15 protein-coding genes are annotated in these 14,646 nt (G+C 66.4%); 7 read left to right on the top strand and 8 right to left on the bottom strand.

The genetic code is table 11. From position 1 onward, the window contains the following. Nucleotides 1-27 precede the first annotated feature (27 nt). The 6 genes from AC1DT6_RS17825 (at nt 28) to AC1DT6_RS17800 (ending at nt 5,838) form a co-directional block, all read left to right on the top strand. Complete coding sequence (locus tag AC1DT6_RS17825; RefSeq protein ID WP_441626625.1) at nt 28-1,137, top strand: HlyD family secretion protein; 1,110 nt, start codon at nt 28-30, stop codon at nt 1,135-1,137. After that, complete coding sequence (locus tag AC1DT6_RS17820) at nt 1,134-2,765, top strand: DHA2 family efflux MFS transporter permease subunit (protein WP_441626623.1); 1,632 nt, start codon at nt 1,134-1,136, stop codon at nt 2,763-2,765. The genes AC1DT6_RS17825 and AC1DT6_RS17820 overlap by 4 nt, the downstream gene beginning before the upstream one ends. A 20-nt stretch (nt 2,766-2,785) precedes the next feature. Further along, nucleotides 2,786-3,028 (top strand): hypothetical protein, encoded by a 243-nt coding sequence (locus AC1DT6_RS17815; protein ID WP_441626621.1) that lies wholly within the window; start codon nt 2,786-2,788, stop codon nt 3,026-3,028. Continuing rightward, the gene (locus tag AC1DT6_RS17810) at nt 3,028-4,215 is read left to right on the top strand and encodes a thiolase family protein (protein WP_441626619.1); all 1,188 of its coding nucleotides are present in this window, start codon (nt 3,028-3,030) and stop codon (nt 4,213-4,215) included. Before AC1DT6_RS17815 ends, AC1DT6_RS17810 begins: the two co-directional genes overlap by 1 nt. 93 nt (nt 4,216-4,308) lie before the next feature. Further along, nucleotides 4,309-4,857, top strand: coding sequence for a winged helix-turn-helix transcriptional regulator (locus tag AC1DT6_RS17805; RefSeq protein ID WP_441626617.1), 549 nt, complete (start codon nt 4,309-4,311; stop codon nt 4,855-4,857). Between the two features lie 42 nt (nt 4,858-4,899). Beyond that, complete coding sequence (locus AC1DT6_RS17800) at nt 4,900-5,838, top strand: 2-dehydropantoate 2-reductase (protein WP_441626615.1); 939 nt, start codon at nt 4,900-4,902, stop codon at nt 5,836-5,838. Here the strand turns inward: AC1DT6_RS17800 and AC1DT6_RS17795 are convergent. Beyond that, entirely contained in the window at nt 5,835-6,800 is a 966-nt protein-coding gene (locus AC1DT6_RS17795) for an AraC family transcriptional regulator (protein ID WP_441626613.1), read from the bottom strand. The two genes, AC1DT6_RS17800 and AC1DT6_RS17795, sit on opposite strands and share 4 nt — an antisense overlap. A gap of 140 nt (nt 6,801-6,940) precedes the next feature. On the opposite strand from AC1DT6_RS17795, the gene AC1DT6_RS17790 reads away from it, so the two are divergent. Then, the gene (locus AC1DT6_RS17790) at nt 6,941-7,477 is read left to right on the top strand and encodes a carboxymuconolactone decarboxylase family protein (RefSeq protein ID WP_441626611.1); all 537 of its coding nucleotides are present in this window, start codon (nt 6,941-6,943) and stop codon (nt 7,475-7,477) included. 104 nt (nt 7,478-7,581) lie between these two features. Here the strand turns inward: AC1DT6_RS17790 and AC1DT6_RS17785 are convergent, their stop codons facing one another. The 7 genes from AC1DT6_RS17785 to AC1DT6_RS17755 form a co-directional block, all read right to left on the bottom strand. Further along, the gene (locus AC1DT6_RS17785) at nt 7,582-8,673 is read right to left on the bottom strand and encodes a phosphotransferase family protein (protein WP_441626609.1); all 1,092 of its coding nucleotides are present in this window, start codon (nt 8,671-8,673) and stop codon (nt 7,582-7,584) included. Between the two features lie 68 nt (nt 8,674-8,741). Next, entirely contained in the window at nt 8,742-9,527 is a 786-nt protein-coding gene (locus AC1DT6_RS17780) for an SDR family NAD(P)-dependent oxidoreductase (protein WP_441626607.1), read from the bottom strand. Nucleotides 9,528-9,614: 87 nt separating this feature from the next. Beyond that, nucleotides 9,615-11,084, bottom strand: coding sequence for an NAD(P)(+) transhydrogenase (Re/Si-specific) subunit beta (locus AC1DT6_RS17775; RefSeq protein ID WP_441626605.1), 1,470 nt, complete (start codon nt 11,082-11,084; stop codon nt 9,615-9,617). Further along, nucleotides 11,081-11,416, bottom strand: coding sequence for an NAD(P) transhydrogenase subunit alpha part 2 (locus AC1DT6_RS17770; RefSeq protein ID WP_045237502.1), 336 nt, complete (start codon nt 11,414-11,416; stop codon nt 11,081-11,083). Before AC1DT6_RS17770 ends, AC1DT6_RS17775 begins: the two co-directional genes overlap by 4 nt. A gap of 10 nt (nt 11,417-11,426) precedes the next feature. Next, on the bottom strand, nt 11,427-12,545 hold the full coding sequence (locus AC1DT6_RS17765) for a Re/Si-specific NAD(P)(+) transhydrogenase subunit alpha (protein WP_441626603.1): 1,119 nt from the start codon (nt 12,543-12,545) through the stop codon (nt 11,427-11,429). A gap of 265 nt (nt 12,546-12,810) precedes the next feature. Further along, the gene (locus tag AC1DT6_RS17760) at nt 12,811-13,605 is read right to left on the bottom strand and encodes a TauD/TfdA dioxygenase family protein (RefSeq protein WP_441626601.1); all 795 of its coding nucleotides are present in this window, start codon (nt 13,603-13,605) and stop codon (nt 12,811-12,813) included. A gap of 52 nt (nt 13,606-13,657) precedes the next feature. Beyond that, complete coding sequence (locus AC1DT6_RS17755) at nt 13,658-14,629, bottom strand: zinc-binding dehydrogenase (protein WP_441626599.1); 972 nt, start codon at nt 14,627-14,629, stop codon at nt 13,658-13,660. Between the last annotated feature and the right edge of the window lie 17 nt (nt 14,630-14,646).

The raw sequence follows: 14,646 nt of genomic DNA, 5'->3' as shown, positions 1-14,646 counted from the left end.
GTCAATACGAAAGCAAGAGGAAGCGTCATGACAAGCGACATCGCCGCCGAGCGTGCTGGCTCGGAGCCCGTTCCCGTCTCTAAACCCCGGCTCAGCCCCAGGCGCCTGCTGATGACCGGCGCGCTCGTCGCCGCCGGCCTGGGCGCCGCGGCTTACGGCCAGCACTGGTGGTCGCACGGCCGTTTCCTGCAAAGCACCGACGATGCCTATGTGGGCGGGGAGGTGACGGTGATCGCGCCGAAGGTGCCGGGCTACCTGGCCGAAGTCACGGTGACCGACAACCAGCAGGTACGCGCAGGCGACTTGCTGGCCCGCATCGACGATCGCGACTACCGCGCCGCGCTGGCCAAGGCGGAAGGCGCGGTGGCCGCCCAGCAGGCGCTGCTGGCCAATCTCGACGCCACCCGGTCCCTGCAGGAGGCCGTGATCAGCCAGGCCCGGGCGGCGGTGACGGCGGTGGATGCCGACACCGCGCGAGCCCGCGATGACCAGGCGCGTTACCAGAGCCTGGCGGCCAAGTCGGCCGTATCGATCCAGAGCTCGCAAAAGGCAGACTCCGATTACAAGCAGTCGCTGGCCAACACGCAGAAGGCGCAGGCCAGCCTGCTCGCCGCGCAGCGCCAGGTCGACGTGATCGCCACGCAGAAGCTGCAGGCCCAGGCGGCGCTCGCGCAGGCCACCGCGGAGCGCGATATCGCCAAACTGAACCTTGGCTACACGGAGTTGCGAGCGCCCATCGACGGCACTGTCGGCAACCGCCGCGCCCGCGTGGGCGCCTACGCCGCCGGCGGCACGCAATTGCTTTCGATCGTGCCGGCGCGCGGCCTGTGGGTCGATGCCAACTTCAAGGAAGGGCAGCTTGCGCATCTGCGGCCGGGCATGCGCGCCACCGTGGAGGCCGATGTGCTGCCGGGGCGTGTTTTCCACGGCCGCGTGACCAGCCTGGCGCCGGCCACCGGCGCGCAGTTCAGCGTGCTGCCGCCGGAGAACGCCACCGGCAACTTCACCAAGATTGTCCAGCGCGTGCCGGTGCGCATCATGCTGGAGGAGAACGAGGCCACGCTGGCCATGCTCCGGCCCGGCCTGTCCGTGGTCGCCGAAGTCGATTCCCGCGCGGATGCGCAGGTGCAGCCATGAGCACCGGTGTCCTCGCCGCGCCCGGGCAGGGCGCGCAGCCGGCCGAGACCAAGCCTTCACCCCCGGCATTTTCCGCGGCCTCCATGACCACGGGCGCCAAGGTGTTCGCCTTTGCCACCATGTGCGTGGGCATGTTTATCGCCTTGCTGGATATCCAGATTGTCTCGGCCTCGCTGCGCGATATCGGCGGCGGGCTCTCGGCGGGCACCGATGAAACCGTGTGGGTGCAGACCAGCTACCTGATCGCCGAGATCATCGTCATCCCGTTGTCGGGCTGGCTGTCTCGGGTAATGTCCACGCGCTGGCTGTTTGCCGCGTCGGCGGCCGGGTTCACGCTGACCAGCCTGCTGTGCGGCATTGCCTGGAACATCCAGAGCATGATCGCCTTTCGCGCCATGCAGGGCTTCCTGGGCGGCTCGATGATCCCGCTGGTGTTCACCACCGCCTTTGCGTTCTTCGGCGGCAAGCAGCGCGTCATTGCCGCCGCCACCATCGGGGCCCTGGCTTCGCTGGCGCCTACGCTCGGACCCACCGTGGGGGGCTGGATCACCGACCACTACTCCTGGCACTGGCTGTTCTTCATCAACCTGGTTCCCGGTATCTTCGTCACCGTAGCCGTGCCCATGCTGGTGCGCGTGGACCGGCCCAACTGGTCCCTGATACGCGGCGCCGACTACCTCGGCATGACCTTGATGGCGCTGTTCCTCGGCTGCCTGCAATACACGCTGGAGGAAGGCCCGCGCTGGGACTGGTTCGGCGACGACGTGATTCGCGCCACGGCTTGGATCTCGGGCATCGCGGGCGTGGGCTTTGTCTGGCGCAGCCTGACCTATGCGCAGCCGGTGGTGGATTTGCGCGCGCTCAAGGACCGCAACTTCGCGCTGGGCTGCTTCTTTTCCTTCATGGCCGGCGTGGGCATTTTCGCCACCATCTATCTCACGCCGCTGTTCCTTGGCCGCGTGCGCGGCTTCAGCGCGTTGCAGATCGGGTTGGCGGTGTTTTCCACCGGCGTGTTCCAGGTCATGTCGATCCCCGTGTACGCTTTCTTCGCCAACCGTGTGGACCTGCGCTGGCTGATGATGTTCGGGCTGGGCTGCTTTGCGTTCTCGATGTGGCAGTTCGCGCCCATCACGCATGACTGGGGCGCGCAGGAATTGCTGCTGCCGCAGGCGTTTCGCGGCATGGCGCAGCAGTTCGCGGTGGCGCCGGCGGTCACGCTCACGCTCGGGGCGCTGTCGCCGGAGCGGCTCAAGCTGGCGTCCGGCCTGTTCAACCTGATGCGCAACCTGGGCGGCGCGATCGGCATCGCTGGTTGCGCGACGATCCTGAACGACCGCACCAACCTGCATTTCCAGCGCATCGCCGAGCACCTGAACTACCGCAACGAGGCGATGGGCGCGCTGCTGCAGGCCGTCGGCAGCAATATGGCCGCGTGGGGCAACGACATTGTCGACGCGCAGAGCGCGGCGCTCAGGCAACTGTGGGCGCTGGCGTGGCGCGAGGCGCAGACGCAGACCTTTGGCGATGCCTTCCTGGTCATCATGGTCTGCTTTGTGATCACCACCGCGATGGTGCCGCTGATGCGCAAGGTGGCGGCGCCGAAAGCGCCGTCGGCCGACGCGCATTGAGACCTTCAATCGGGAGATGCATGATGAAAGCCATTTTAGCCAACGCGCTGGCCAGCGCCTTAGCCAGCGCCGCACTGTTTGCCGGCATGGCGGCCCAGCCCGTCCATGCGGCTACGGAGCGCCCGCGCGACAGCGGCGTGGGATGCGCCCGTGCCGATAACCGCTACTGCAAGGCGCCGCGCGGTGTTCCCGCCGGCGAAGCCCAAGCGGAATGGTCCGCGACCGCGTGGCCATCCTCGTCCACCAAGCCAGGGAGTCTGTGATGAAAGCCAGGGAAGTCGTGTTATGCCACCCCGTTCGCACCGCCATAGGCGCCTATAACGGTTCGCTCAAGGCCACGCCGGCGACCGAACTGGGGGCGGCCGTCATCCGCGAGACGGTCCGCCGCTCCGGGCTGGACCCGGAACGGATCGGCAGCGTGGTGTTCGGCAATGTGATCCAGGCGGGCAACCGGATGAACCCGGCGCGGCAGGCCGCCATCGGCGCGGGCCTGCCGGTGTCGTTGCCCGCGATGACCGTCAACCGCGTGTGCGGGTCCGGCGCGCAGGCCATCGCCAGCGCCGCCGATGAAATCTGGCTTGGCCATGTCGATGCAGCGGTTGCCGGCGGCATGGAGAACATGGACCAGGCCCCCTACCTGATGCCCGCCGGCCGCTGGGGCAGCCGCATGGGCGACGCGGTGCTGCAGGACAGCATGCTGCGCGACGGGCTGGTGGATGCCTTCTCGGGCGAGCACTCGGGCTGGCATACCGAGGATCTGGTGACCCGCAACAAGATTGGCCGCGATGAACAGGACCGCTGGGCGGAGCGCTCGCAGAGCCGCTTTGCCCACGCGCAGGAACAAGGCCGTTTCGTGGAGCAGATCGTTGGCGTTCCGGTGAAGGCGAAGGGCGGGACGGCGATGTTCGGCGTGGACGAGGCAAACCGGCCGGACACCACATTCGAGATTCTCAGCAAGCTTCGCCCCGCGTTCCGCAAGGATGGCACCATCACCGCGGGCAATGCGCCGGGGCTCAATAGCGGCGCGGCTGCCATGCTCGTCGCCGAACGCGCCCTGGCCGAGAGCCAGGGCCTGGCACCGATGGCGCGGCTGGTGGCCTACGGCGTCGGCGCGGTCGAGCCGGGTCTGTTCGGCCTTGGCCCCGTGCCCGCCGTGCGTCAGGCGCTGCAGCGCGCGCAATGGACGCTGGGCGATATCGAGCGGATCGAGATCAATGAGGCCTTCGCGGCGGTGCCGCTGGCGGTCGCGGGCGAACTCGGGCTGCCGCTCGACATCATCAACGTGGACGGCGGCGCCATCGCGCATGGCCACCCGATCGGCGCGACCGGCGCGGTGCTGACCACGCGCCTGCTCTATTCGATGCGCATGGACGGCATACGCCGGGGCATCGTGACGCTGTGCATCGGGGGTGGGCAGGGCATCGCGCTGGCGCTCGAAATCCTGGATTAAGCAGCACTGGCAGGGCGGGTTTTCCGGCATCGGGACATTTCAATCCAGCTATCATGTTGAAAGTATCAAGATGCCGGATTGGAGCCCTCGACCATGCAAAGAAAGACCTTCAGGAACATGCAATGCCCCATCGCCCGTGGCCTGGAACGGGTTGGCGAGTGGTGGAGCATGCTGCTGATGCGCGAGGCGTTCTATGGCGCACGGCGTTTCGACGACTTCCAGAAGAACCTGGATATCGCGCCCAACATGCTCACGCGCCGCCTGACCGCGCTGGTGGAGGAGGGTTTGCTGGAGCGCCGCCAGTACTCCGAGAAGCCGCCGCGCTATGAGTATGTCCTGACCCAGTGCGGGCGCGACTTCCTGCCCGTGCTGCTGGCCATGCTGGCCTGGGGCAATAAGCACTTCGCGCCGGAAGGCCCCAGCGTGGAGTTGCTCGACAAGGAAACCGGCAAGGTCGTCGAACCGGTGCTGGTGGACGCCGGCACGGGGGAGCGCCTGAGTTTCGCGCGGCACGCGCTGGTGCCCGGTCCCGCCGCCGGAGACGGCATGCGCCGGCGGCTCGAATCCGCTGCCGGCTTCTTGTCGGGCGGCGAGGACGCGGCGGAGGCAGGCGACGAGCTTGCCGGGAGCGGCGCCTCATAGGCTTTTTTTTTATTTATCCCATCCATCGAAGCGGGGAACGTCATGAAGATTCTGGTCCTGGGCGCTGGCGCCATGGGCGGTTACTACGGCGGACGGCTGATGCAGGCGGGCGCCGATGTCACGTTCCTGGTGCGGCCACGGCGCGCCGAGGTGCTGGCCAGGGACGGCCTGGTCGTGCGCAGCGAGCTTGGCGATATCCATACTGCCGTAAAGACCGTGCTCTCCGGCGCGGTCAGGGCGGACTACGACCTCGTCCTGCTGGCCTGCAAGACCTACGACCTGGCCAGCGCGATGCAAGCGCTGGACCCGGCGCTGGACGGCACCCACGGCAAGGGCGCGGCGATCCTGCCGCTGGTCAATGGCCTGCGCGCGTATGAGACGCTGGATGCGCGCTACGGCCGGGAAAGGGTGCTCGGCGGTGTCTCTTACATCGCGACCACGCTGGACGCTTCCGGCGCGGTGGTGCACCAGGGGGCGGTCGACAGACTCGTCGTGGGCGCCCGTGCCGAACCGGCGCAAGCCCTGGCCGGCGCATTTCATGCACTCGCCGCGAGCACGCCTGGCATGCGCGAACTGTCGCCGGCGATCGACCAGGCGCTGTGGAACAAGTGGGTGATGATCTCGGCCGGTGCGCTGATGACGTGCCTGATGCGCGGCACCGTCGGCGAGATCGTCAGGACGGCCGACGGACGGGCGCTGATGCGCCAGGCCATGGACGAGTGCGCGGCGGTGGCGCGCTTGTCCGGGCATGCCTTGCCCGAGCCGGTGGCCGATGCGATGGCCGCGCGGCTGCTGGACGAGACCTCGACGTGGGCCGCCTCGATGATGCGCGACATCGCACAAGGCGCGCCCCGCCTGGAGGCGTTGGACATCGTCGGCGACATGGCGCAGCGCGCCGCGCGGCTGGGACATGACGCGCCGCTGGCGCGCATCGCCTATGCCCACCTGCAGGTCTACGAGGCCCAGCGCGCCGCCGCCTAGCCCCTGGTGTCCGCCGTCACGGCGGCGGCTGCGCGGCGTTCCCGCGCCTGGCGCCGGAACGCGCCTGGCCCCATGCCGAAATACGCCTTGAAGGCCCGCCCGAATGCCGCCTCGGAGGCATAGCCGCAATGCTCGCCGATGCTGGCCGCGGAATCGCGGTCTTGCGTCAGCAGGCGGGCGGCCATTTCCATGCGCAAGGTGGTGACCAGCTGCAGCGGCGTCTCGCCGCTGAGTTGCGTAAAGCGCCGGGCAAAGGTCGCCCGCGACATATTGCATGCCTCGGCCAGCGACGCCACCGACCACGGCTCGGCGGGTGCGCGCAGCACGGCATCGATCGCCCTGGACATGCGCGCATCGGCCATCAGCGCCAGCAGGCTGTGCGTGACCCCGCCCTGGGCGATCAGGGCGCGCAGCAGCAAGGTCAGCAAGGCGGTGGAAAGCTGCGCGATGACCGCCATGCCGCCGGGCTCGGGCGCCTGGGCCTCGTTGCGCATCATGTCGATCAAGGCATCCAGCCAGGCGCAATCGGCGCGTTCGGCGGTGGCGATGCGCAGCACGGGGGGCAGGTTGCGCAACAGCATGGTGCCCGGCAAGCCCAGCACAAAAGTGCCGCACAACATATCCAGCGGACGCTCGTCGCCCGGCACTGTCACTTCCGTCAGCAAGCCGTTGAAGCGCGTCCGGTGGGCCGGCATGTCCGCGCCGGCGGGCGCTGCGCCGTCCGGCAGGCTGCGCAGCGTGTGCGCGGTGCCATGGGGAAACAGCAGCACATCACCCGCGCCAAGCGAGATCGCGTCCTGCTCCACCAGCGCGCGCGCCTGCCCGCCCAGGATGATGTGATAGGGAAGGTGCCCGGGCGGCGCCGCCGCGTTGTCCACGCGCCAGTTGCCGGCGAAGTGGCAGTGCAGGTCCACGGTGCCGGCGGGAGCCAGCATGCGCACCAGTTCGGTCAAGGCGTCCATGACGGGATGTTGAGACGATGGAGCAAGAGATTGCGACTATTGTATGCTGTAAATGACAAGATGGACGCCTAGACTTCAGTCCATGGAAGCAGCGCAACAAACACGGCGCGATCCATCGACCAAACTAACCGGAGTCCATCATGTCCCGTCTTCACACCATCAACGCCACTGAAGCCACCGGCCAGACCGCCCAGTTGTTCGCTGCGATCAAGGGCGCCGTCGGCAAGGTGCCCAACGCCTACCTGGTTATCGGCAGCAATGCCCCCGAGGTGCTTGCCAACGTGCTGCAAACCGGGGCGTTGCTGAAGAACGCCACCCTCAGCGCCCGCGAGCTGGAGGCCATCAATCTCTCTGTCAGCGAAGCCTCGGCTTGTGATTACTGTGTCGCCGCGCACACCATGACCGGCAAGATGGCGGGCTACAGCGCGGAGCAGACACGCGAACTGCGCGCCGGCAGCTACCCGGAAGACAGCAAGATCGACGCCCTGGTCCGCTTTGCGCTGGCCCTGGTGAAGACCGCCGGCACGTTGCCCGCCAGCGCTGTCGCCAATGTGCGCGAAGCCGGCTATACCGACCGCCAGATCATCGAGGCCATCCAGGCGGTCAGTGCGATCCTGTTCACCAATATGGTCAATCGCGTCAACGATACCGTGGTGGATTTCCCGAAGGTGGCGTGAGGGGGAGGCCAGCCGGGGCTGGCCGGGCGAAGCGCCCGGCTACCCGCTGGCCTGCAAGCGGGCTGGCACCATCAGGCCGCTTCATGCGCCGGGAAAACGACACTTCAGGCGCACTTGCCGCCGACTGACCGCGTTGCCCCGTAGCGGGTCGCATATTCCCAGCCCAGTTCTGCAAGCGGCCTTGCCTTGCGGCCGGTTTCCAGCGCATCCGCGGCCGCCGCATTGCCACCTTCCGCGCGCCGCGCAATGCCGTTCATGATGGCGGCCAGCCTGAAGAAGTTATAGGCGAGGTAGAAATCCCAATGTTCCATCTCCTGCATGCCGTTGGCATCGCCATACCACCGAATGTAGGTGGCCTCGTCCGGAATGCCCAGGTCGTGCAGGTCCAGCCCGCCAATGCCGCGCCAGAGCGATGCCGGGATATGCCAACCCATGCACTGATAGGCAAGGTCGGCCACCGGGTGGCCCAGCGTCGATAATTCCCAATCCAGGACACCGAGTACGCGCGGCTCGGTTGGATGAAAGAGCAGGTTGTCCATGCGGAAGTCGCCGTGGACAAGGCTGGTCTGGTGTTCCGGCGGAAGATGGCGTGGAAGCCAGTCGGCCAGGGCCTCCAGCGCGGTATTGCCGTCCGTGCCGGTGTCCTGGCACTGGCGTGCCCAGCGGCTCACTTGCCGTGCGATGTAGTTTCCGCTTTTGCCATAGTCGGCGAGACCTGCCTTTTGATAGTCCACCCGATGCAATGCCGCTATCACCCGGTTCATTTCCCGGTAGATCGCCGTGCGTTCCTCACGCGACAGGCCGGGCAGCGACTGGTCGAACATGACCCTGCCTTGCAGGAACTCCATGACGTAGAAGGGGCTGCCCAGGATCGACGTATCCTCGCTGTAGAGGAACAGTTGCGGGACGGGCACTTCGCTGTCCCGCAGTGCATGCATTACGCGATATTCGCGGTCAATGGCATGGGCGGACGACAACAGCTTGCCGGGCGGTTTGGTGCGCAGTACATATTGCCGCCCTTCGCACCAGATCCGATAGGTGGGATTGGACTGGCCGCCGGCCAGCCGTTGCGCCATGAGCGAGGGCCGCTCGATCAGGCCCTGGCCGTGCAGCAAGGCCGCCAGCCTGGTGCAATCCAGATCCGGCGGGTGTTTATCCGCCGGGGCGGTCTCGCGTTGCGCGCTGGCATGCGTCATCGTGTCTGTCTCCCTGTGCCCCGATCCACTACGGGGTCTCTTCGATTGGTTGTGTCGTTCGCTTCGGGCTAAAGCGTGCTGACCATGTGCCCGCCATCCACCGGCAATACGGCGCCGGTGATGTAATCCGAAGCGTTCGATGCCAGCAGGAGCAGCGCGCCGTCGAGTTGCTCCGGCTGTCCAAGCCGGCGTTGCGGGATCCGTTTGACCAGTGCCTGGCCGCTGTCGGTCTCGAAGAAGCTCCGGTTGATGTCGGTTTCGAAATACCCCGGTGCCAGCGCATTGACGCGGATACCATACCGCGCCCATTCCAGCGCGAGCGACCGTGTCAGGTGAATCAGTCCAGCCTTGGCCGCGGCATAGGCGGGCACTTGCTGGGCAACGCGCATACCAAGGATCGAGGCGATGTTGACGATGCTGCCGCCCTTGCCGCCATCGCGCATCATCTGCGCCGCATGCTGTGCCACCCGCCACGCGCCGCTCAGGTTGGTGTCGATCACGCTTTGCCATTCGTCCTCCGCCACCTCGATGGCGGGACGCGTGACAGCAATGCCTGCGCTGTTGACCACGATGTCGACCGTGCCCAACGCGCTGGCCGCGGCCGCGAAGGCCGACGCCACCGAGGCCGGGTCCCTGACGTCGAGCGAAACCACGCAGCCTTCAGCGCCTTCCTCGCGGAGCGCGGCAAGCAGTGCCTCGCCTTCGCCGACGCGCCGTCCGGCCAGTGCAACCCGGCATCCGGCACGCGCCAGGGTCAGGGCGAAGTGCCGGCCCAGGCCGCCGAATGCGCCGGTCACCAGCGCGACCTTGCCCTCCAGGTCGGCAAACAGGTTAGGGGCGGGATGCGCTTTCATGCAAAATCTCCTTTGATTGCCAGAATGGATGCCGGTGTTGCCCGGCCACCCGTCGCCTGCGGGCAAAGGCGGCCAGCCTATGCTGCCTCAGGCTGCCTTGCCCATGTCTTCGACCACCTTCTTGGCGTCGCCGAACACCATCATGGTCTTGTCCATGTAGAACAGTTCGTTATCCAGGCCCGCGTAGCCAGCCGCCATCGAGCGCTTGTTCACGATGATGGTCTTGGCCTTGTAGGCTTCCAGGATCGGCATGCCGGCAATCGGCGAGCCGGGATCGGTCTTGGCGGCCGGGTTCACCACGTCGTTGGCGCCCAGCACCAGCACCACGTCGGCCTGGCCGAACTCGCTGTTGATGTCTTCCATCTCGAAGACCTGGTCGTAAGGGACCTCGGCCTCGGCCAGCAGTACGTTCATATGGCCCGGCATGCGGCCCGCCACCGGGTGGATGGCGTACTTCACCGTCACCCCCTTCTCGACCAGCTTTTCGGTGAGTTCCTTGAGCGCGTGCTGCGCGCGCGCCACCGCCAGGCCGTAGCCAGGGACGATGATCACGGTCTCGGCATTGCTCATCAGGAAGGCCGCGTCGTCGGCCGAGCCGGCCTTGACATTGCGCTGTTCCGCACCGCCTGCCGTGGCGGCCGCCGCGGTGTTGCCAAAGCCGCCGAGCAGCACGTTGAAGAACGAGCGGTTCATCGCGCGGCACATGATGTACGAGAGGATGGCGCCGGAGGAGCCAACCAGCGAGCCGGCGATGATCAGCATCGGGTTGTTGAGCGAGAAGCCAATGCCGGCGGCCGCCCAGCCCGAGTATGAGTTCAGCATCGACACCACCACGGGCATGTCGGCGCCCCCGATCGGGATGATGATCAGCACGCCCAGCACGAAGGCGATCGCCAGCATCAGCAGGAAGGGCATCCAGGCCTGCGACAGGAAGAAGGCCACGCCGAAGCCGATCATCGCCACCGCCAGCAGCAGGTTGAGCATGTGTTGGCCGGCGAAGGACACCGGCGCGCCCTGGAACAGCCGGAACTTGTAGCGCCCGGCCAGCTTGCCGAAGGCGATCACCGAACCCGAGAAGGTAATGGCGCCGACGAAGCAGCCGATGAACAGCTCGATGCGGTTGCCCAGCGGGATGTCATGCGAGCCCGCGGGCGCAATGCCGAAGGCGGCTGGCTCAGCCACCGCGGCCACCGCGATGAAGACGGCGGCCAGGCCGATCAGCGAATGCATGGCGGCCACCAGTTCGGGCATCTTGGTCATCTCGACCTTCTTCGCCACGTAGGCACCGATGCCGCCGCCGACCACCAGCGCGCCGAAGATCAATGCCAGGCCTTCGGCGACCGACGACTGGGCGGCGCTTGCCGCCATGAAGTCGTTCCTCAGTTTGGCGATCAACACCAGCGTGGTTACCGCCGCGATGGCCATGCCGGTCATGCCGAAGGCGTTGCCGCGCCGTGCGGAACTGGGATGCGAGAGGCCCTTGAGCGCCTGGATGAAACACACCGAGGCCAGCAGGTAGAGCAGGGTGACGAGGTTCATGCTCACGAGATTGCTCATGCCGCGGCCTCCTTGCCATGGGCGCCCGCGGGCTTGGCCTTGGGTTCCTTCTTCTTGAACATCTCCAGCATGCGCTGCGTCACCAGAAAGCCGCCGAACACGTTGACCGCGGCGAGCGCCACCGCCAGCGCGCCCATGGTGCGGCCCACGGGCCCCTCGGTCAGGCCGGCCGCCAGCATGGCGCCGACGATGATGATGGCCGAGATTGCGTTGGTCACCGCCATCAGCGGGGTGTGCAGGGCCGGTGTGACCGTCCAGACCACGTGGTAGCCCACGTAGATCGCCAGTACGAAGATGATCAGGTTGATCACCGTGTGGTTCACCATTTCCATCGACTTCTCCTCAGCTTGTCAGTTCCAGTTCACGGCTCTTGGTCATCAGGCAAGCCGCTACGATGTCGTCTTTCATATCGATGGCAAGCTTGCCATCCTTGTCGGTGATCAGCTTGAGGAAGTCCAGCACGTTGCGCGCGTAGAGCGCGGAGGCGTCCGCCGCAACCATGCCGGCCAGGTTGGTGTGGCCGATCAGCGTGACGCCATGGCGCTCCACCACTTCGTCGGCCACCGTCAGCGGGCAGTTGCCGCCCTGCGCCGCGGCCAGGTCGACCACCACCGAGCCCGGCTTCATCGCCTTCACGGTCTCCTCCTTGAGCAGCACCGGCGCCTGGCGGCCCGGGATCAGCGCGGTAGTGATGACGATGTCGGCGGCCTTGGCGCGCTCGTGCACCAGTTCGGCCTGGCGCCGCATCCAGTCGGGTGGCATGGGGCGGGCATAGCCGCCCACGCCCTGCGCGATCTCGCGCTCTTCGTCGGTGACGAAGGGCACATCGAGGAATTTGCCACCCAGCGATTCGATCTGTTCCTTGACGGCGGGGCGCACGTCGGATGCTTCGATCACCGCGCCCAGCCGCTTGGCGGTGGCGATGGCCTGCAGGCCGGCCACGCCGGCGCCGAGGACCAGCACGCGCGCCGCCTTGACGGTGCCGGCGGCGGTCATCAGCATCGGCATGAAGCGCTGGTAGTGGTGGGCGGCGACCAGCACGGCCTTGTAGCCTGCGATATTGGCCTGGGAGGAGAGCACGTCCATGCTCTGCGCGCGGGTGGTGCGCGGCGCCGCCTCGAGCGCGAAGCCGATAATGCCGGCGGCAGACATGCGGGCTTTGTTTTCCGCATCGAAAGGGTTGAGCATGCCGACCAGCACAGCGCCTTCGTTCATCCGGTCCAGTTCGGCCGGGGTCGGGGCGCGGACCTTGAGCACCAACTGCGCGCCCAAGGCGTCGGCGGCGCTGCCGATGCGGGCACCGGCCGCCTCGTAGGCAGCGTCGGGCTGGCTGGCGCGCAATCCCGCACCGGCTTGCACGATAACCTGGTGGCCCTGTGCTACATATTTCTTGACTGTCTCCGGGGTGGCGGCAACGCGTGCTTCGCCTGCCCGCACTTCTGTCGGGATACCCATCTGCATTGTGTATTCTCCTATGCTCTTGTCTTGCCGTCGCGCGGCCTCGTGACCGGACTGCCGGGCGCCTTCAGTTCAAGAAGCGCTTCCCCACGCAGAGCCCTGGCGGATCATGGAGAACCCGCGTGGCTCGCGTGAAGCCGTTGCTAGCATCTGGGGACAGGGTCTCGATCCGGACTTGCTGGAAAGAAACCGCCGACAGCATGGGCACCGGCGGCGAATGCACCGCCGCCGGGCCCGCTGCTTGTCAACAGGTCAACAGGTCAAACGGTCAACAGGGGACTTCGCCTTCGAGCGTCACCCGGTTCAGGATGCGCTCGGCCTCGCCGTAGTCGTGTACGGCGTAGTGCATGGTGCACCGGTTGTCCCACATCACGACATCGCCTTCCTGCCACATATGGCGGTAGACGTTATCGGGGCTGGTCGAGTGTTCGTAGAGAAAGTCGAGCAAAGGCCGGCTTTCGGCGGGCGTCATGCCCTCGATGGAGTGAGCCGTATCGGGATGCCCCACATAGAGCGCCTTGCGGCGTGTCTCCGGATGGGTGCGAACCAGCGGGTGGACCGCCGAGGGCACCGCATCCGATCCCGTCATCCTGGCGAGCCGCAGTCCCGTGAAACGCACGCGCAGGCCTTCGAGCATGCGTTGCATTGCGGGCGAAAGACGCTCGTAGGCCAGATATTGATTGCACCACATCGTGTCTCCGCCGCGCGGGACCACCACCGCGGAAAGAATGGAGATCTTGGGCGGCACCTCGGTATAGATGGAGTCGGAGTGCCAGGCCTCGGTGGATGCCGTCTCCTTGGGAATCTTGGTGACCTGGGCGAGCTCCGGGAAGTCCGAGAGGCCTTTCAGCAGCGGGTTACCCTGCACGGGCTTGCCCCAGCGCCGGGCGAAGGCAATCTGCGCCGCGGGCTGAAGGTTTTGGCCGCGGTAGACCAGCACGCCGTATTCAAGGAACCCCCGATGCAGCACTTCGAAGGCCGCATCGCTCACCGGTTCGTTCAGATTGACGCCTTCCACCGACGCGCCAACCGAGCCGGTGAGCGGTGTGATCTGGATACTCATGGATGTCTCCTGTTCGTTTCTCGAATCTGTATGGGAATTCTTGAAGACTGGATTACTCGACGACAAGAACGATCTTGCCGACGTGCTGGTCTTGCTGCATATAGGCGTGCGCTTCGCCAATGGCAGTCATCGGGAAGGTACGGTCGATCGGCAGGCGGATCCGCCCAGCCGCCAGGAAGGGCAGCATGTCGCGCGCACAGGCCTGGATGCATTCCAGGCGTTCCTGCTCGGAGCGGGTACGGAATGTCACGCCAACCAGCGTGAGGCGCTTGAGCCAGAGCAGGCTCAGGTCGATCTGGGCCGTGTTCGAACCCAAGCGGGCAATATTGACCAGCCGTCCCTTGACCGCGAGGCTCTTCATGTTGTCTTCGAAGACCGGGCCGCCCACGGTGTCGATTATGAGATCCACCCCGCGATTGTCGGTGGCCGCCATGACGGCGTCGACCTGGGATTCGCTCGATGAATTGATGCCCACATCGACACCGAACTGGCTCAGGCGATCGAGCTTGGCGGCCGACCGCGATGTGGCGATCACCGGCTTGGCGCCCATCAGCGAAGCGATCTGGATCGCGGCCATGGCCACGCCGCCGGACGCGCCATTGATCAGTACTGCCTGGCCGGCGCGCAACTGGCCATTGGTCACCACGGCGTCGTGGGCCGTGATGAAGACATTGGGGAACGCCGCGGCATCGATCCAGGAAAGACCATCGGGCACGGCCATCAGCGCCAGTGGATCGGCAATCACATACTCGGCCTGGCACGCACGGCCGTGGCCCATGACCCGATCCCCCTCGCGCCACCCGTGCACGCCTTCGCCGACCGCTTCCACCTCGCCCGCAAACTCGACGCCCGCGGTGATCGTGTTGCCCGTGCGCAATTCGCGGGCCTGGTTGATTTCGCCCCGGTTCAGACCGGCGGCACGCACCCTGACCAGAACCTGGCCGGCGCCAGCAACCGGAGCCGGGATGTCCTGTATTTCCACTTTGCCGCCCGTAGGGCTCGGTATGACTCGTACTGCTTTCACTGCGGTCTCCTTTTCAT

This window comes from Cupriavidus sp. 01L45, assembly GCF_056399885.1.
The sequence above is the reverse complement of the archived record's forward strand: the minus strand, read 5'-3'. Positions and strand labels throughout refer to the sequence as shown.